This window comes from Halorientalis pallida, assembly GCF_004118325.1.
GTDB classification, from domain to species: domain Archaea; phylum Halobacteriota; class Halobacteria; order Halobacteriales; family Haloarculaceae; genus Halorientalis; species Halorientalis pallida.
On sequence record NZ_RDFA01000002.1, the window covers coordinates 168,642 to 185,183 of the forward strand.

Below are 16,542 nucleotides of genomic sequence, written 5' to 3' on the forward strand. Positions count from 1 at the left end.
AAATTGGATCCCGTGTCACGGAACGCCGACGCCACGGGTGTCGCACGGGCGGTCGTCAGCGCCGCGCGGTCCGAGCAGATCACGTTTCTCGCCGCTAGCCTCGCCTACTACACCTTCGTCTCGCTGATGCCGCTCCTGTTGCTGGCACTGGTCGTCGCCTCCGCGCTGGGCGGGGAGGCACTGGCCGGGACCGTCGTCGCCCAGCTGGGAAGCGTCCTCTCGCCAGCGGGCGAGCAGGTCCTGCTGGAGTCGCTGACCGGTGCGAGCGGGCGCGCTGGCGCGACCGTCGCCGGCGTGGCGGTGCTCGTGTGGGGCGCGCTGAAGCTGTTTCGCGGCCTCAACGTCGCCTTCGGACAGGTGTACGGGACCGCCGAATCGAGTTCGTTCGTCAATCAGGTGACCGACGCCAGCGTCGCGCTGGTGGCGGTCGGGGCCGGCGTGGGCGTCGCGGCTGCCGTGAACGTCGTCGTCGGGTTCGTGCCGGGCCGGCTGGCCGGCGCGCTCGGGACGCCCGTACTGGCGCTGACACTCACCATCACGTTCCTCCCGCTGTACGTGATCCTCCCGGACGTACCGGTCGGCATCCGGGAGGCCCTCCCCGGAGCCGTCTTCGCGGGCGGTGGCTGGGCCCTGCTGAGTACGGGCTTTCGGCTCTACGCCGAGAGCGCGGGGAGTTTCCAGCTGTACGGCGTCATCGGCGGCGTCCTGTTGCTGGTGACGTGGTTCTACGTCGGGAGTCTCGTCTTGCTCGCGGGGGTCGTGTTGAACGCCGTCCTGGCCGACCGGGACGACGGCAACCGGCAACTACAACAGGAACGCCCACGAGGTGTCGGCCAACGAGGCATGTCCGACGAACACGGGGGCGCGCCGGACGACGGCGACGACGACGCCGACGCGAGCACCACAGCGACCGGTCCGGACGAGGACCTCGAAGAAGAACTGGCGGAACTCCGCTCGAAACTCGACGCGTTCGAAGCGGACATCGACGACCGGACCGTCCACCGCGAGGAGATCGAGCGCGACCTGAAACGGTACGTCCGTCGACGCGTCGGCCGTGGTCACGCGGCCGGCTGGGGTCCGTACCTGGTCCTGTTGTACGGCACCGCCATGACTATCGGCGCGTTCTACTTCCTCGGCGGCGGCTGGGCGATCCTCGCCATGCTCGTCATCTGGCTGTCGACGCTTGGCCTGTACACGCTGATGGTCCTCGTCGGCGTCGGCGTCACGATGGCTGGCCTCCCCGGCCGCCTCCGTAACACCGTCGAAGAGTTCCGGAGCTGAGATGCCGGTCCGCGACGCCGGTGCCGTCGAGGCACTCGGTGCGCTCCCGGACCCGCTCGTCGCCGCGTTCGCCCTGGTGACACTGCTGGGCGACGTAGCCGCTTACTTTCTGCTCTTCTCGCTGTTCTACTGGCTGGGCGACCGGACGCCCGTCCTCGGCGACCGGCTCGACCGACCGCTGGTCGTCCAGGTCGTCGCGCTCGGATTCGGCGCGCTCGCCCTGGTGGCCCTGCTGAAACACGCCTTCGCGTTGCCGCGACCGCCGGGTGCCGGCCAGCCCGTGTCCGTCGGCGGCGTTCCCGACTGGCTCCGGTCGGTGGTGCGAGCGGCGACCGTCGACGACGGCTACGGCTTCCCGAGCGGGCACGCCTTCGGCAGCACCGCCGTCTACGGCGGCCTCGGCTGGCTCGCGTCCGACCGTGGCGACCGGCGACCGCTGTACGTCGGCGCGACCGTCGCGGCGCTCGTCTCGCTGTCTCGGGTCGTCGTCGGCGTCCACTACCTCGGGGACATTCTCGCTGGCGTCGCGCTGGGCGTCCTGTGGCTGGCCGTCGCCGTTCGATTCTTCTCGACGCCACGCCAGTCCTTCCCCACGGCCGGCGCGCTGGCCGCGGCGGGGGTGGTCGTCGTCGGCCCGACGGAGTACCTGCTGTTCGGCGTCGGCGCGTCGCTGGGTGGCTCGGTCGCCTGGTGGACGCTCGCGGATCGGATTCCCACGACTGCACACACCGGCCGCGAGGCGCTGGTGACGGCCGCGCTGGGGGTCGTCGTCGTGGGCGGGCTCCTGGGCGTCGTGGCGGTGCTCGATCCGCCGCCGCTCCCGGGCGTCGTCGCCACAGCGGTCGTCATCGGCACGCTGGTCGCGGTCCCGGTCGCGGGGTCGCGTCTCGACGCTCGGCTCGGGTGAAGACCGCGTCGGGTCGATCCCGGCGCGACCGGTCGGGCAGTAGTCGGCCGGCGAGCGATACCGGGTACTGTCGGCACTCGGACGCGGCGGTCGTGTTCGAAAAAACGGGTGAGTGAAGCGGCGTTAGAACGTCTCGAGGTACCGGTCGATCTCCCAGTCGGAGACGTCGACGAGGTAGTCCTCGTGTTCCTGGTTCTTGGCCTCGACGAACTTCGGACCGACGTGTTCGCCGAGTGCGCTGTAGATCGTCTCGTCGGCTTCGAGTTCGTCGACGGCCTCGCCGAGGTTCTCGGGGAGGGTGTCGATGCCGTACTCCTCGCGTTTCTCCTCGTCGAACTCGTAGATGTTCTCCCGAACGGGGTCGGGACAGTCGAGGTCTCGCTCGATACCGTCCAGACCGGCGTGGATGAGCGCCGCGAAGGCGAGGTAGGGGTTACACGACGGGTCGGGGAACCGGGCCTCGATCCGGCTGGCGGCCGGGATGCGCGCGGCCGGCTTGCGGATCAGCGCCGAGCGGTTGCGGTCCGACCAGGCGACGTAGACGGGTGCCTCGTAGCCGGGCACCAGGCGCTTGTATGAGTTCACCGTCGGGTTGGTGACCGCCGCCAGTGCGGGCGCGTGTTCGAGGATGCCAGCGATGAAGGAGTGAGCCGTGTCCGAAAGGTCGAACTCGTCGTCCTCGTCGTGGAAGGCGTTCTCGCCGTCCTCGAACAGCGAGATGTGGGTGTGCATCCCCGAGCCGTTGATCCGCGGGATCGGCTTGGGCATGAAGGTGGCGTGCAGGTCGTGTTCGGCCGCGATGGCCCGCACGACCGTCCGGAATGTCGCGACGTTGTCGGCCGTCGACAGGGCGTCGTCGTACTCGAAGTTGATCTCGTGCTGGCCCTGCGCGACCTCGTGGTGACTGGCTTCGATCTCGAAGCCCATGTCCTCCAGTCCGTAGATGATGTCACGGCGCACGTCGGAGGCGAGGTCCTTGGGCGCGACGTCGAAGTAGCCACCGGCGTCGCTGGTCTTCGTCGTCGCACGGCCGTCCTCGTCTTCCTCGAACAGGAAGAACTCCGGTTCCGGCGCGGCGTTGACCGTATAGCCCAGTTCCTCGGCGCGTTCGAGCGCGTTCTTCAGGACGCGGCGCGGGTCGCCCTCGAAGGGCTCGCCGGTAGAGGTGTTGATGACGTCACAGATCAGCCGCCCGCTCGCGTGCTCCTCGCTGTTTTTCCACGGGAGGATCGCGAACGTGTCCGGGTCGGGCACGAGGCGCATGTCCGACTCCTGAATCCGGACGAACCCTTCGATCGAAGAGCCGTCGAAGTAGATACCCTCGGAGAACGCCTTCTCGGCCTGGTCTGCGGGTACGGAGACGTTCTTCACGGTCCCCAGAATGTCCGTGAACTGCAGCCGAAGGAAATCGACGTTTTTCTCCTCGATCTCGTCGACTACTGCCTGTGCGTCTGCTGTCAACCCGCCGTCAGCCTTGATGTTCGGGTTTGTCATCTTTCTCGTCATCGGTAGGGAATACCCGAGATACAAAAACCCTACTGATTTGTGCAAGTCTTCCTTCGACGCGCTGAAATTGAATATTCGTAAAATTCTAAAGGGTGGGGTGTCTGTCCAGAAGTAATGACGTACGAAAATCTGGACCGAAAGTTGGTGAATGCCCTGCTGGGCGACGGTCGAGCAAGCTTGCGAAGTCTTGCCGAGGAACTGGACGTTTCCGTCACGACCGTCTCGAATCACCTCAAAGACCTCGAAGAAGACGGGATCATCACCGGGTATACCCCAAAAGTCGACTACGACGCGCTGGGCTACGACGTGACCGCCGTCGTCCAGCTGAAAATCGAGGGGTCGGCCCTGCCGGACGTGACCGACCGTCTGCAGGAACACAAGCAGATGATCTCGGTCTACGAGGTCACCGGCGACTACGACATCATCGCCATCGGCAAGTTCACCGACACCGACGGCATGAACGACCAGATCAAGGAACTGCTGATCGACCCCGAGATCAAAGAATCCAACACGAGCGTCGTCCTCAACGCCGCCAGCGAACACGAGCAGTTCACGCTCGAAGTGGAGTAACGCGCGCGAGCGGATCAGTTTCTGCGAGCCACACGCACCGTCAGCGCCGCGAGCGCGAGTGCCGCGGGGACAGGACCGAAGCCGGGGCCGGAGCCGTCGGTCGTCACCGTCGCTCCGACCGAGGGCGTCGGTGCGGGCCGGAGCGCGTTGCCCTCGGCCGTGCGGTTGGAGGGCGTCGCGTCGGTGGTGGTTGGGTTTGGAGTGTCGGTTGTGGGTATGGCGGTCCCGTTCCCGTCGGTATCCTGTAACGTCGCGGCCGCAGGCTGGACGGCCAGGCCCACACCCGCAACCACCGCCACCACGAGCACCAGTCGGCGGAGCATCTCTGTTCGCAAATCTGTCCGCCGCTCGCATAAGCCTCGTGTGTCGGCTCGACCCGAAGCCGTGGGACGGCAAACCGTGACACGACGGGTTCCCAACCCTTTTGACTGACCAGTCAGTAAGTACGTGTAGATGAGCGAGACTCGCGACGAGATTATGTCTGCGACCTACCGCGCGCTCTGTACCCACGGCTACGCGGACCTGACGATGCAGGACATCGCCGACGAGACCGAGTTGAGCAAAGCGGCCCTCCACTACCACTACGACAGCAAGCAGGAACTGCTGGAGTCGTTTCTGGATTTCCTCTACGACGAGTTCACCGAGCGCGTGGGCGATCCGCCGGGCGAAACCGCGCCCGAACGCCTGCGCGCGCTGGTCGAGAAGGTCCTCTCGCCGCCCGTCGAGGACGACGACGAGCGGGTGGCGTTCAAGACCGCCATGCTGGAGTTGAAAGCGCAGGCACCCTACGACGACGGCATCCGCGAGCGGCTCCAGCGGTTCGACGCGTTCCTCCACGACGAGTTTCGGTCCATCCTCGCGGACGGCAGTGACGCGGGGACGGTCCGTGCGGAGGTCGATCCCGACGACGCCGCCCGGTTCCTGGTGACGGCGCTGGACGGTGCGGGGACGAAACAGGTCGCGGTCGGCCGGGACCCCGACTGCGCCCGCCGGATGCTCACCGCCTACATCGACAGGACGGTGACGACGGACGACGAAACCGTCGCGGAGGTCAGTCCCGAATGAGCGTCCGCGAGCGCCTGAGCAGCGTGTTCAAGGGCCAAGAGGAGCTCAACCTGACCGAGGGTCCCATCGCCAAGCCCCTCTTTTTCCTCTCCTTGCCCATCGTCATCACCAACCTCCTGCAGGTCACCTACAACCTCGCGGACACGTTCTGGCTGGGCCAGTACAGCACCGTGGCGCTGGCGGCGATCACCTTCGGGTTCCCCCTCGTGTTCCTGCTGATCTCGCTGGGGCTGGGGCTGTCCGTTGCCGGCAGCGTGCTGGTCGCCCAGTACACCGGGGCCGACGAACCCGAGGAGGCCCAGTACGCCGCCTCCCAGACCGTGACCTTCGCCCTGCTGTTCTCGGCGTTGCTGGGCGTGACCGGCTTCTTCGTCATCGAGGACTTCCTCGGTCTGCTGGGTGCCTCGCCGGCGGTGTTGCCCCCGGCGACCAGCTACATGGAGGTCATCACGCTCGGGCTCCCGTTCATGTTCGGCTTCTTCGTCTTCATCGCGCTGATGCGGGGCTCCGGGGACACGATCACGCCGATGCTCGTCATGCTCGGGACGGTGATCCTGAACGTCGCGCTCGACCCGTTCCTCATCTTCGGGTGGGGGCCGTTCCCCGAACTCGGCGTGCAGGGCGCGGCCATCGCGACTGTCTTCTCGCGGGGACTGGCGATGTTCGTCGGCGTGGGCATCATGATCGGCGGGCGGCGAGGCATCGAGATCAACGTCCGGGACATGTTCCCCGATCTGTCCTACGCCCGGCGACTCCTCCGGATCGGCGTCCCGGCCTCCATCGAGGGGACCGGCCGCGCGCTGTCGGTCAACCTGCTGTTGGTGATCGTCGCGACCTTCTCGGTGACCGTCGAGGCCGCGTTCGGCGTCGGCATCCGGGTGTTCTCGCTGATCTTCATGCCCGCCATCGCCGTCGACCGCGGCGTCGAGACGATGACCGGGCAGAACATCGGCGCGGGCAAGCCCGACCGCGCGGCCACCGCCAACCACTTCGCCGCGAAGGCTTCCTTCCTGCTCCTCGCGGTGCTGGGCGTCGTGATCTTCGCCGTCGCACCGGCGGTGATGAGCGCGTTCTCCGACGACCCCGCCGTGGTCGCCGAGGGGGCGAACTTCCTGCGGATCGTCGCGCCCACCTTCGGTCTCATCGGCGTCGTTCGGGCCTACAGCGGCGGCTTCCGCGGCGCTGGGAAGGTGATGACCGCCGCCGGTATTTCGATCCTGATGCTGGGCGTGATCCGTCTGCCCGTCGCCTGGATCGGCGCTCAGACGTACGGCCCCAGCGGCATCTGGGCGGCCTTCTCCATCTCGAACGTCCTCGCCGCGGCCATCGCGTACCTCTGGTTCAAACGCGGGACCTGGCGCGAGGCCGACCTCACCGAGGACGAGGGCGAGGGCGAGGGCGGCGAGGAGACGGACCTCGGCAGTCCCGCGGCCGCGACCGACGACTAGAGGACCAGCCCGGCCTGTAGCAGGGCGATCAGGCCGGTCAGCGTCACCAGACTCGCGAGCGTGGTGACCAGAATCGTCGTACTCACGTAGTCGGCGGCGGCGAGGCCGTCGGCTCCCTCCACACGCTTTCCGAACTCGATGGTCAGCATCAGCGGCGTCACCGCCGCCGGCATCGCACATTCGAGGACGAACACCCGGCCGACAGTCCCCGTCAGCCCGACGCCGAGCGCGACGCCGACGGCGAGGACGGGCGCGACCAGCAGTTTGAGCGCGCTCGCCGGCGCGGTCCGGGTGACGGTACTGCCGCCGCTGGAGTTGGCGAGCTGGATGCCCAGCATGAGCAACATGACGGGAATCGCGGCGTCGCCGGTGAGCCCGATCGTCTCCATCACCGCCGAGTCCGTCGGCGGCGCGAGGTCACCGACCCGGACGAGGGCCGCGACGGCCAGCGCGTACACCAGCGGCAGGCGAAAGACCCGCGTGACCGCGCCCAGCGCCGACCCGGCCTCCCCGCGAGCGGCGACGTACACCCCGACCGTGTACATCAGCACGGACTGGGCGACGATGTAGAGGACAGCCGTACTCCGCCCCAGGGCCCCGAAGGCGAACGCCGACAGCGGGATGCCGTAGTTGCCCGCGTTCGAGAACGTACTCGTCAGGACGAACGCGCCCAGCACGGGTTCGTCCTCGCCCAGCGCCCGCCCGACCAGTTCCGCGAGCACGACCATCCCGACGCTGAAGGCCGCGACGCCGGCGAACAGCCGAGCGACCGTCGGCCCAGCGATGGGCGTCGTCACCAGACTGTAGAACACCAGCGCCGGCGCGAGGACGTACAGCGTGATATCGGAGAGCGGTTCGACGGCGACGTCTCTGATCCGGCCGAGCCCGTATCCGACCGCGGCGACGGCCACCACCGGCAGGACGGCCGATCCCAGCACCGATGCCAGCGACACGCTCGGTTCGAGCCACGGCCGAGGCTCAACGGTTACGATCCGGGTCAGGTGAAGAGAGAGCGTGTGAGAAAGGGGGGAACGAGAGAATCGGGATCGAGGGGAGCGGTCAGCGCCGCCGACGGGCCAGCAGTGCTACGGCCAGCAGTGCCGCGAGTGCGACGATCACACCGAAGCCAGGGCCGGCCGCCCCGGTCGGTGTGGACGACTCGTCACTGCCGGGGTCGTCGGCCGGGGCCGCAGGTGACGAACCCTCGGGGGAGTCGTCGCCGGTTTCGTCACCGTTTTGCGTGCCACCCCCATCGTTGGACAGCGGTTCGACGGCAACCGAGCCGGCGCTGTACGCGGGCGCGACGCGGCTCCCGTTGTCGGCGTCGACCTGCGCGTCGGTGACGCGGACGGCGGTCGTCCCGCCGCCGGTACCCGTGACCTCGACCGTCGCCAGCGTGACGTTCGTCGCGCCGGGCGGCGTGTCGGTGACGGCGGCTTCCAGCGTCACGCGCTGCCCGTCACCGGTGATCGCCGGCTCGGTCGTCAGCTGGAACGTGTCCGGGTAGCTGGCGTTCGTGATTTCGGCGACGCCCGACTCGGAGAGAACGAGGGTCACCTCGTAGCCCGACAGGCCGGCCGGGGCGCGCGAGAGCGCGAGTCGGAGCGTGCTCGTCTCGTTTTCGTCGACCGTCGCGTTCGTGACGGTCAGCTGTGCGCCGTCGTCGGCCGTCGCCGTCCCGGCCCCACCGACCAGTAGCAGGCCGGCGAGGAGCGCGAGTGCGGCGACCGTCCGGGTAGGGGTCCGTGTCATGGATTCTGTCGGGCGTGAGAGGGAGGTGGTGAGAGCGGTGGCTTACTGTTCCTCGTACAGTTCGACCACGTCGTCGTAGTCGATCTGACCGTTGTCGTTGAAGTCGTAGGCGTCGACGTTCATCGTCACGGCGTCGCTGTCGAGGTTCTCGAACAGGAGTTCGATGTCGGCGTAGTCCATGCGACCGTTGCCGTTGACGTCCTCGTACTCGCCGTCGCCGTCGGGGTCGGTCGGCGCCGTCCCGCTGGCGGAGCCGCTGCCCAGCGCGGGCGGGCCAGTGACGACCATCCCCATCCGTTCCTGGACGTCGATCTCGTCGCCGCCCTCCGCGTCCATGTTGTGGACGTCGATCTGGAGGTCGGTCGTGCCGGCGCCGGCGGCTTCGATCTCGAGCGTGGCGAGCGTGACGTTCTGCGCGCCGGGCTGGATCTCGCCGTCGAGGTCCGCGACGCGGAGTTCGGCCGCCTGCCCGTCCGCGGCCAGTTTGGGCGCGGCGGTGAGTCCGAGCGCGTCGTTGTAGTCGACGCCCGTGATCTCGGCGACACCGTCGTCGCTGGTCGAGACGGTGAGCCGCGCACCCGAGAAGCCCTTGGGGAGCGAGGAGACCGTGAGGTCGACCGCGCCGGAGCCACTGTTGGCGACGGCGACCGATTCGACGTCGACGTCGACCGGTGGCTGGTAGACGTAGAGCGCGTCGTTCGGGAAGGAGGCTGGCCCCTCGTTGAAGCCGTCCTCACAGCAGAGGACGCGGCCGTCTTCCATGGCGTAGACGTTGTCGATGTTGGCGACGCCGTCGTCGCCGTCGGGCCGCTGGTCGCTCTGGACGCCGAAGTCGGGACCGACGATGACGGGTTCGAGCCGGGAGACGTTGTAGTCGGCCTCCAGTTCGCCGCGGAAGACGATACCGCCGTCGATGCGTTCGAGCTGGATGTCGCCCTCCTCGTCGGCCAGCGCGTCGTTGAACTCGGAGATACCGAAGTAGACGTACTCGCCGGGACCGGCACCGTCGCGGCTGTCGACACCCTCGGCCTTGTTGAACTCGATGGACGCGCCGATCTCCTTGGCGGCGGCACGCGTTTCGAGGAAGGGGACCATCCGAAGGTCCTCGTCGACGCCGTCGGGACCGTTCGCCTCGTACTGGCGGGCCCACTCGACGATCTCCTCGTTGGTGATGTAGTTCCGGTTGCCGTTCTCAACGACGGTCTTGTCGGCCTCTTCGAGGACGGCGTCGGTGACCTCGTCGCCCTCGCTCCAGCTCTCGGTGTGGGCTTCGAGGTAGTCGACCTGCGTCACGTCGTCGTACTGGGCGATCCACGCCTCGCACTCCCGGTTGCTGGCGTGACCCAGCGGGAGCCACTCGACTTCGAGGTCGGTCTGTGCCGGGTTGTTCCGGTCGTCCGACTCGGCGGCCGACGCCGCGTCGTTGGTGATCTTCGGGGCGTACAGCGTGCCCTCGACGTCCATCGGGTCCTCGTAGCTGTCGATTTCCTCGTCGGCGACGAACTTGTAGATGCCCTTGTTGTCGCCGTCGGAACAGCCGTAGACGGTCTTCTTGTCGGCCTGGATGTTCGGCGCTTCCCAGGAGGCACGGCCCATGACGTAGTACTTGACGGGCTGTGGCGTTTCGGCGGCCGGGTCGCGGAAGTCGACGTGGTAGCCGTAGCGGTACGGGTTCGGGTAAACGTCCCCGATCGGCTCGGTCGTGTTCTCGCCCTCGCCCTGGTCGACTTGGTCGGCACCGAGGTAGTAGGCCAGGAACTCGACGCCGTCCAGCGCCCAGTAGCCCTGGACGTACCAGCCGTTGCCCTCGCCGTAGTAGTCCTCGAGGACGCCCTGGATCTCGGTCGGGTTCGGTCGGTTCCAGAACTGACAGCCGCCGATCGTGCCCTTGCCGGTGCCGGCGTCGACGATGTCGCCGACCGTGTTGGTCAGGGAGACCCGCGGGTGTGCGTAGTTCTCCTCGGAGGAGATCATCGTGTTCCACGGGCTGCGGTCACCGTAACAGTTGATCCGGGTCCCGCCGAGTTCGCGCAGGGGCTCCGTGTTGGCGAGGTTGATGGCGTTCTCCAGGTCGGCCTCCCACTCGCCGTCGTCGGTCATGCTGATCGGGACGCGGCTGACGTTCCCGGGGCTGTTCTCCCAGTTGGTGAAGAGGTACCCTTCGGTGCCCGCGTCGTTCGTGGGCACGAACTGGTTACAGTCCGGGTTGGTCGCGGCGGCACCGTACTGGGTGCCCTCGAAGTTGTCCTGCGTGACGTTCGTTCCGTCGGGCGTCTGGGTCACGCCGAGCAGTTCGCTCCCGCCGTTGATCTGCTCGCGAGCCTGGGCGAGCATCACGAACTCGTGGTTGGCCGAGAGGACCTGGCCCTGCTGTTCGACGGTCGAGGGAACGGGCAGTTCCGCGAAGTCGTCGTTGTCGCCGTCGAACTCGAAGTTGAAACCGCTGAAGTAGCCGACGCCGGCCCGGTCGTAGGGCGGCTGGTTGGCCTTCGCGTCCGGGCTCGAAACGCCATCGCCACGGTCGCCCGTCGCCGGGTGCTGGAGGCTGTACAGCAGGCCCCCGTTCTCGAACACGAACGGGCCCGTGACCTCCGCGCCGAAGGCGGTCGTCGAGAACCGCTTGATGCTGCCGACGACGCCTGGTGCGCCTGCAGTATCCGTTTCCGAAATCTCTGTCTCTGAACCGGTCGCGATCCCCACCACACTGGCACCCAGTGCGGCTGCGACTGACGATTCCATCAGGTTTCGCCGAGTTAGATCCACCATGCACCCAGAGGGGAGGATGCACGTACAAAACCGCTTTATATTACCAGTATGTTGGAAAGAAGAAGGTACGTTCCCGTAAGTGCAACGCGGGGCAGTACGTACGACTACGTTCGTGAGTGTTTGACACTCGATGCTGGGGCACAGTCGAGGGTTTCGGGACGGCGACGGACGGCTCGAAAAGACAGGACGCTCTGGGACCGACGCGCGAGGGAGGCGGGGAAACGGCCGGCGGCTCCGGCCGCTACCCTTCGGCCTGTGTTTCGTCGGGTTCGTCCTCGATCCCCTGCTCGATAGCGTTGCGCTGGATCTTCTCGGCACGTGCCCGGACGTTCCGGAGCAGCCGTCGGATCTTCTCGGGACGCTCCGCGAAGTAACAGCTCAGCCACTCGGTGTCCGCGCCGGGGAGCGTCCGCATGTACCCCGCCATCGTGTCCCGACCCGCCGAGACGATGGCCGGCGGGATACCGCGCTCGCCCGTGTCCGCCTCGACGAAGCCGTTCACGTCGAAGTAAACCGCGGCGTACAGCGTCGCCACCTCGGGGTCGTCGAACGTCTTGCCGCAGTGGTCCGGCGCCTCGAACCGATACCGGGTGTCGTCCCCGTCGGTCAGTTCGACGACCCGGACGCCCATGATGTACTCCTCGTAGACGGTCTCTCTCGTGTCGGTGGCCTGGTCCACTGGCTGGGACATGGCCGGAGTTCGACCGCGATACCGCTTTAGTTTAAGTAATTCTGATACGTTTTGCTCAGAGCGGGATAGAGAGCTCTATACGCTCAATAGACGGGGTGACAGGGCCCACTACACGGAGTGGTCGAGCGCGGTGTCACGCTGGGGCAGGTCGATACAGCAGAGATACAGCCGACGTGCCGTAGGTTTTTCCCACTCGGCTGTCTGGTTCGTCGTACTCGAATGCGCTCGCGACGTTCGTATCTCGGTGCGCTCGGGGCGCTGTGTACCCTGGGGCTGACCGGCTGTCAGAGTGCAGAGGACCCGACGACCGAACCCCCGCCCCCGACGACGACGGGACCGGCGGCGACGGCGTCGCCCGACGGGACGCCGACGAGGCCGCCGCCGGCGTTTCACCATTCCCGCGACAGTTTGACGATCTCGGACGACGAGCGGTACCACTCGACACATCCCGGTGTCGTCTTCGAGGACGAGACGGCGGAACTGGGGCCGTCCACCGGGCGGTTCGAGATCGAGAACACAGAGACGGGCGCGACGCTCGCCGTCGTCCCGACGGCGTCGATAACTCTGGGCACGCAGGCACCCGTCAGAATGTTACTCTACGGTGCCGACGGGAGCCCCGCGGACACGCCGAAGTTGATCCAGAAAGTCGACACGCGAGAGCGGTACCCCGTCCGCGTCTCGGGGTCGGTGTCTGCCGTGTTCGGCGGGATGGTCCCGCCGCTCCGGGTCCGGTATCTGTCGGACGGCGAGACGCGATACGAGACTGGAACGCGGCGCGTCGTCGTCGGCTACTCCGGGCTGCTTCAGCAGTCCGGCACGAGCGGGGAGGTTCGGTTGTGGGTCCCTCGACAGGGGCTTCCACGGGACCTCTCGGTCGACGGGGAGCTCGTCCACGAGGATCGGGACTCGGTCACGTTCAGCCTGTCCCACGCATCGTCGTCGGACCGGTTCGCGACGACCGTCGACGCGACCGCCCTCCGGAAGGGGAGTTACGACTGGACTGTCGAGTTCAGCTTCGAGGACCGCACGTTGCTCCACTTCGGGAGCCGGTGGGGTGGCCGGGAGTTCGAGGCGATCCCGGAGATCGAGATCGCGGAGTGAGTCCCCGACCGATCCGCTTCCGTGTCGAACGCACCCCAAACCGCTATCGAACGTGCGCGGTGTGGGTGCGGTGGGCAACAAGGCGTCGCACCGCACGCGAGCGGGCCGGAGGCCCGCGAGCGCGCGGACCGCGGCGGCCGACGAGCGGGAGGCCGCCGCGATTTTTGGCCGAGCTTTTTGCCTGACCGAGCGCCCCGAAGGGGCGCGAGGGAAGTGCAAAAAGGTCGTCTTACATCATGCCGCCCATGCCACCGCCCATACCGCCCATGCCGCCGCCCATACCGCCGGGCGCGCCGCCGGGGCCGCCTTCCTCGCCGTCGCCTTCGGTGGAGAGGTCGCCGGCGGAGATGATGTCGTCGATCTTCAGGACCAGGTTCGCGGCTTCAGTGGCCGACGAGAGGGCCTGTTCCTTGGCGTGGGCCGGTTCGACGACGCCGGCCTCGTAGGTGTCCTCGACGTCGCCGGTGAAGACGTTCAGGCCGGCGCGGGCGTCGCCGTCGTCGTGGGCGGCGCGCAGGTCGACCAGCGTGTCGATGGGATCGAGCCCGGCGTTCTCCGCGAGGACGCGGGGAACGAGTTCCAGTGCGTCGGCGAAGGCCTCGACGGCGAGCTGTTCGCGGCCTTCGACGGAGTCGGCGTGGTCCCGCACACGGCGGGCGAGTTCGACTTCGATTGCGCCGCCGCCGGCCAGCACGCGGCCGTCCGAGACGGTCGCGGCGACGACGTCCAGCGCGTCACTGATGCCGCGTTCGAGTTCGTCGACGACGTGTTCGGTGGAGCCGCGCAGCAGCAGCGTCACACCGTGGCTGTCGCCGCCTTCGACGTAGAACAGTTCGGCGTCGTCGTCACGGGTGAACTCACCGGTACCCAGGTCGTCGGCGTCGGCACCGTCGAGGTCGGAGACGATGTTCGCGCCCAGCACTTCGGCGAGGAACTGCATGTCGGTCTTCTTGACGCGGCGCAGGGCCAAGATGCCCTCCTTGGCGAGGTAGTGCTGGGCCATGTCGTCGATACCCTTCTGACAGACGACCACGTCGGCCCCGCTGTCGACGATCTGATCGACTTTCGCGCGGAGCTGTTCTTCTTCCTGCTCGATGAACGACTGGAGCTGGTCGGGGCTGTCGACCGAGAGGGAGGCGTCGGCTTCCGCCTCCTCGATCTCGACGGGCTGGTCGAGCAGCATGACCGAGGCGTCCTCGAGGTCCGTGGGCATGTCCTCGTGGACGGGGTCCTTGTCGATGACCGCGCCTTCGAGGAGTTCGGAGTTACCCGCGGAGCTGCCTTCCTGGGTCTCGATGTTGAGGAATTCGAGGTCGACGACGTGGGAGCCGTCCTCGGCCTCGACGGTGACGGCCTGGACGGCCTCGTAGATGAGCTGGCTGAGGTGTTCCTTGTTGAGTTCCGCGCCCTTGCCGGTCATGGAGGTCTCCGCGACTTTGCGGATGGTCTCCTCGTCGGTAGGGTCGACGGACTCGGCGATCTCGTCGATCTCGGCCTGGGCGTGCTTGCTGGCGATGTCGAAACCGCGGATCATCGCCGTCGGGTGGATATCCTGGTCGAGCAGGTCCTGGGCCTGCTTGAGGAGTTCACCAGCGATGGCGACCGCGGTGGTGGTGCCGTCGCCGGCCTCGTCCTCCTGGGTCTCGGCGACTTCGACGATCATCTCGGCCGTCGGATTGTCGATGTCCATCTCCTGGAGGATGGTCACGCCGTCGTTGGTGACGGTGACGCTCCCCATCGAGGAGACGAGCATCTTGTCCATGCCCTTCGGTCCGAGTGTGGACTGTACCGACTCGGCGACCGCGCGAGCAGCCGCGATGTTGTGTTCCTGAGCGTCCTTGTCTTTCATCCGCTGGGCGTCCTCGCCCATGATGACCATCGGCTGACCGCGCATTCGCTGCTGCTGGCTCATAATCAATCGAATGATTGAAAGTGCTTCTATAAAAACCTGTCGTCCACGAGCCGAGCGAGTAACTGTGGGAAGCTACGGTTCGAGCCGTATAACCGGCCGCATGCGACGGGTTTCGGTCGTCCGTGTGTCGGGTTTGCACACTCTCGGTCGTCGACCGGAATCCGAAATCGAGACCTGTTTAAGTATTCAGTCGGCAAAGGCGAGGATTCGGTCGGCGACGGCGTCGGGGCGTTCGGCGTGCAGGAAGTGGCCGGCGTTGTGCAGGATCTCCAGGTCGGCGCGGGCGTCGAAGCAGTCGGTGACGCCCTCGAAGAGATCGGCCCCGATACAGCCGTCGTGCGCGCCCGCGAACACGAGCGTGGGCACCTCAATCCCGGCGATCTCCTGTTCGGACCGGCGACGCGGGAGGAACATGTCGAAGAAGTCCCGGTAGTACCGCAGGGCGGCCTCGACGGTCTCACCGGTGCGGAAGGTATCTTTCACGGTTTCGAGGTGGTCGTCGTCGTAGTTCCAGTCCGGGCTCCAGAGTTGCCAGAGCCGTTCGATCAGCGCGAAGTCGTTGGCGCGCACGATCTCCTCGCCGTGGCCCGGGACCTGGAACTGGTTCATATACCAGCTCCGCGTGGCCTGGGTGGCGTAGTCGTCGAGCTGCGACCAGAAGTTCGGCGGGATGGCCATCGAGACGCAGGTCCCCAGCCCGCGACCGCCGGCGACCGCCGCCGTCGTGACGGCCATCCCACCCCAGTCGTGGCCCACCACGAGGGGCTCGGGATCGTCGAGTTCGCCGGTCAGCGCGAACACGTCCGAGGCGAGCAACATCGGCGAGTAATTGCCCGGTTCGGTCGGCGGGCGCTCGGTCTCGCCGTAGCCCCGCATGTACGGGGCGTAGCAGGTGTACCCCGCGTCGGCGAGTCGTTCCATCAGCGGCACGAACGTCTGCGGGGCGTCCGGGAAGCCGTGCAAGAGCAGGGCGTCGCGGTCCCCGTCCCCACAGGAAAGCGCCGCGAACTCCAGTCCAGTGGTGTCGAGCGTCGTCTCCGTGACTGTTGGCGTCGACATGTGTCAGGTCACACCACCGGCCCGGATTCGACTGTCCCCCGAGACGTGAGGGCGTTTATACAGGTTCGCGCCAGTTCACCGTGACCGTCCCGACGACGAACTCGTCGTGGCTGTCGGGGCCGCGGCGGATGCGGAGGGTGTTCTCGCCCTCGCGGAGGTCGGGGACCTGGATCGTCGTCATCCAGTACTGCCAGCCGTCGCCGGGCGGCACGTCGAACCCCGAGAGCGCCCGGTCGTTCACGACGACTTCGTGGCCGTACGCGTCGACCCCGTAGGCCTGGAGTTCGAGATACGCGTCGGTAGCCTCGCCGGTCGGGACCCGAAACGTCCGCTCGGAGGAGCAGTCGCCGACGAACTCGGCCCACGGCACGTCCAGCGCCTCGGGATTCTCTCCCAGGTGCTCTCGCACTTCCAGCATGCGGTAGTCGGCCCGGTACTGTTCGCTCATACTCGTTCGTGATCGTCAGGCTACAAGAAAGCGGGT

General features: G+C 67.1%; 15 protein-coding genes. 6 read left to right on the top strand and 9 right to left on the bottom strand.

Annotated elements, in window-relative coordinates:
• The first annotated feature begins 12 nt into the window (after positions 1–12).
• Both EAF64_RS06050 and EAF64_RS06055 read left to right on the top strand, forming a co-directional pair.
• Positions 13–1,281 carry a YihY/virulence factor BrkB family protein gene (locus tag EAF64_RS06050; RefSeq protein ID WP_227738893.1) on the top strand — a complete coding sequence of 423 codons (1,269 nt, stop codon included), beginning with the start codon at positions 13–15 and terminating at the stop codon, positions 1,279–1,281.
• A gap of 1 nt (position 1,282) precedes the next feature.
• A complete protein-coding gene (locus EAF64_RS06055) occupies positions 1,283–2,188 on the top strand; it encodes a phosphatase PAP2 family protein (RefSeq protein WP_129068088.1) in 906 nt (301 codons plus the stop codon).
• A gap of 123 nt (positions 2,189–2,311) precedes the next feature.
• Here the strand turns inward: EAF64_RS06055 and glnA are convergent, their stop codons facing one another.
• The gene (gene glnA / locus EAF64_RS06060) at positions 2,312–3,682 is read right to left on the bottom strand and encodes a type I glutamate--ammonia ligase (protein ID WP_129068089.1); all 1,371 of its coding nucleotides are present in this window, start codon (positions 3,680–3,682) and stop codon (positions 2,312–2,314) included.
• Between the two features lie 126 nt (positions 3,683–3,808).
• Between glnA and lrp the strand changes: the two genes are divergently transcribed.
• Positions 3,809–4,264, top strand: coding sequence for an HTH-type transcriptional regulator Lrp (gene lrp, locus EAF64_RS06065; RefSeq protein ID WP_129068090.1), 456 nt, complete (start codon positions 3,809–3,811; stop codon positions 4,262–4,264).
• Positions 4,265–4,278: 14 nt separating this feature from the next.
• On the opposite strand, the gene EAF64_RS06070 is transcribed toward lrp, so the two are convergent.
• Entirely contained in the window at positions 4,279–4,587 is a 309-nt protein-coding gene (locus EAF64_RS06070) for a hypothetical protein (RefSeq protein WP_129068091.1), read from the bottom strand.
• Between the two features lie 130 nt (positions 4,588–4,717).
• Here EAF64_RS06070 and EAF64_RS06075 point away from each other — a divergent pair, with 130 nt between their 5' ends.
• Positions 4,718–5,329 (top strand): TetR/AcrR family transcriptional regulator, encoded by a 612-nt coding sequence (locus EAF64_RS06075; protein ID WP_129068092.1) that lies wholly within the window; start codon positions 4,718–4,720, stop codon positions 5,327–5,329.
• Entirely contained in the window at positions 5,326–6,777 is a 1,452-nt protein-coding gene (locus EAF64_RS06080; RefSeq protein ID WP_129068093.1) for an MATE family efflux transporter, read from the top strand. Before EAF64_RS06075 ends, EAF64_RS06080 begins: the two co-directional genes overlap by 4 nt.
• On the opposite strand, the gene EAF64_RS06085 is transcribed toward EAF64_RS06080, so the two are convergent.
• The 4 genes from EAF64_RS06085 to EAF64_RS06100 form a co-directional block, all read right to left on the bottom strand.
• The gene (locus EAF64_RS06085; protein ID WP_129068094.1) at positions 6,774–7,730 is read right to left on the bottom strand and encodes an AEC family transporter; all 957 of its coding nucleotides are present in this window, start codon (positions 7,728–7,730) and stop codon (positions 6,774–6,776) included. The genes EAF64_RS06080 and EAF64_RS06085 overlap by 4 nt on opposite strands.
• A 106-nt stretch (positions 7,731–7,836) precedes the next feature.
• On the bottom strand, positions 7,837–8,529 hold the full coding sequence (locus tag EAF64_RS06090) for a PGF-CTERM sorting domain-containing protein (RefSeq protein ID WP_129068095.1): 693 nt from the start codon (positions 8,527–8,529) through the stop codon (positions 7,837–7,839).
• 42 nt (positions 8,530–8,571) lie between these two features.
• Positions 8,572–11,295: an alkaline phosphatase PhoX gene (locus tag EAF64_RS06095; RefSeq protein WP_129068096.1), complete on the bottom strand. Its 2,724-nt coding sequence runs from the start codon at positions 11,293–11,295 to the stop codon at positions 8,572–8,574.
• Positions 11,296–11,536: 241 nt separating this feature from the next.
• Positions 11,537–11,986 (bottom strand): hypothetical protein, encoded by a 450-nt coding sequence (locus EAF64_RS06100; RefSeq protein ID WP_129068097.1) that lies wholly within the window; start codon positions 11,984–11,986, stop codon positions 11,537–11,539.
• Positions 11,987–12,205: 219 nt separating this feature from the next.
• On the opposite strand from EAF64_RS06100, the gene EAF64_RS06105 reads away from it, so the two are divergent.
• Complete coding sequence (locus EAF64_RS06105; RefSeq protein WP_129068098.1) at positions 12,206–13,087, top strand: hypothetical protein; 882 nt, start codon at positions 12,206–12,208, stop codon at positions 13,085–13,087.
• Positions 13,088–13,316: 229 nt separating this feature from the next.
• Here the strand turns inward: EAF64_RS06105 and thsB are convergent, their stop codons facing one another.
• From thsB to EAF64_RS06120, 3 genes are all read right to left on the bottom strand, one after another.
• Positions 13,317–14,981: a thermosome subunit beta gene (gene thsB / locus EAF64_RS06110; RefSeq protein WP_129068574.1), complete on the bottom strand. Its 1,665-nt coding sequence runs from the start codon at positions 14,979–14,981 to the stop codon at positions 13,317–13,319.
• A 204-nt stretch (positions 14,982–15,185) separates the two neighbouring features.
• Positions 15,186–16,058 (bottom strand): alpha/beta fold hydrolase, encoded by an 873-nt coding sequence (locus EAF64_RS06115; RefSeq protein ID WP_129068099.1) that lies wholly within the window; start codon positions 16,056–16,058, stop codon positions 15,186–15,188.
• A 55-nt stretch (positions 16,059–16,113) separates the two neighbouring features.
• A complete protein-coding gene (locus EAF64_RS06120; RefSeq protein WP_129068100.1) occupies positions 16,114–16,506 on the bottom strand; it encodes a DUF7383 domain-containing protein in 393 nt (130 codons plus the stop codon).
• Positions 16,507–16,542 lie beyond the last annotated feature (36 nt).

What these genes read in the sequence shown, in the direction of transcription:
- glnA (WP_129068089.1), bottom strand. Translation starts at nt 3,682, where the DNA reads ATGACAAACCCGAACATCAAGGCTGACGGCGGGTTGACAGCAGACGCA.
- EAF64_RS06100 (WP_129068097.1), bottom strand. Translation starts at nt 11,986, where the DNA reads ATGTCCCAGCCAGTGGACCAGGCCACCGACACGAGAGAGACCGTCTAC.
- EAF64_RS06105 (WP_129068098.1), top strand. Translation starts at nt 12,206, where the DNA reads ATGCGCTCGCGACGTTCGTATCTCGGTGCGCTCGGGGCGCTGTGTACC.
- EAF64_RS06055 (WP_129068088.1), top strand. Translation starts at nt 1,283, where the DNA reads ATGCCGGTCCGCGACGCCGGTGCCGTCGAGGCACTCGGTGCGCTCCCG.
- EAF64_RS06070 (WP_129068091.1), bottom strand. Translation starts at nt 4,587, where the DNA reads ATGCTCCGCCGACTGGTGCTCGTGGTGGCGGTGGTTGCGGGTGTGGGC.
- EAF64_RS06080 (WP_129068093.1), top strand. Translation starts at nt 5,326, where the DNA reads ATGAGCGTCCGCGAGCGCCTGAGCAGCGTGTTCAAGGGCCAAGAGGAG.
- lrp (WP_129068090.1), top strand. Translation starts at nt 3,809, where the DNA reads ATGACGTACGAAAATCTGGACCGAAAGTTGGTGAATGCCCTGCTGGGC.
- EAF64_RS06095 (WP_129068096.1), bottom strand. Translation starts at nt 11,295, where the DNA reads ATGGTGGATCTAACTCGGCGAAACCTGATGGAATCGTCAGTCGCAGCC.
- EAF64_RS06090 (WP_129068095.1), bottom strand. Translation starts at nt 8,529, where the DNA reads ATGACACGGACCCCTACCCGGACGGTCGCCGCACTCGCGCTCCTCGCC.
- EAF64_RS06120 (WP_129068100.1), bottom strand. Translation starts at nt 16,506, where the DNA reads ATGAGCGAACAGTACCGGGCCGACTACCGCATGCTGGAAGTGCGAGAG.
- EAF64_RS06075 (WP_129068092.1), top strand. Translation starts at nt 4,718, where the DNA reads ATGAGCGAGACTCGCGACGAGATTATGTCTGCGACCTACCGCGCGCTC.
- thsB (WP_129068574.1), bottom strand. Translation starts at nt 14,981, where the DNA reads ATGCGCGGTCAGCCGATGGTCATCATGGGCGAGGACGCCCAGCGGATG.
- EAF64_RS06115 (WP_129068099.1), bottom strand. Translation starts at nt 16,058, where the DNA reads ATGTCGACGCCAACAGTCACGGAGACGACGCTCGACACCACTGGACTG.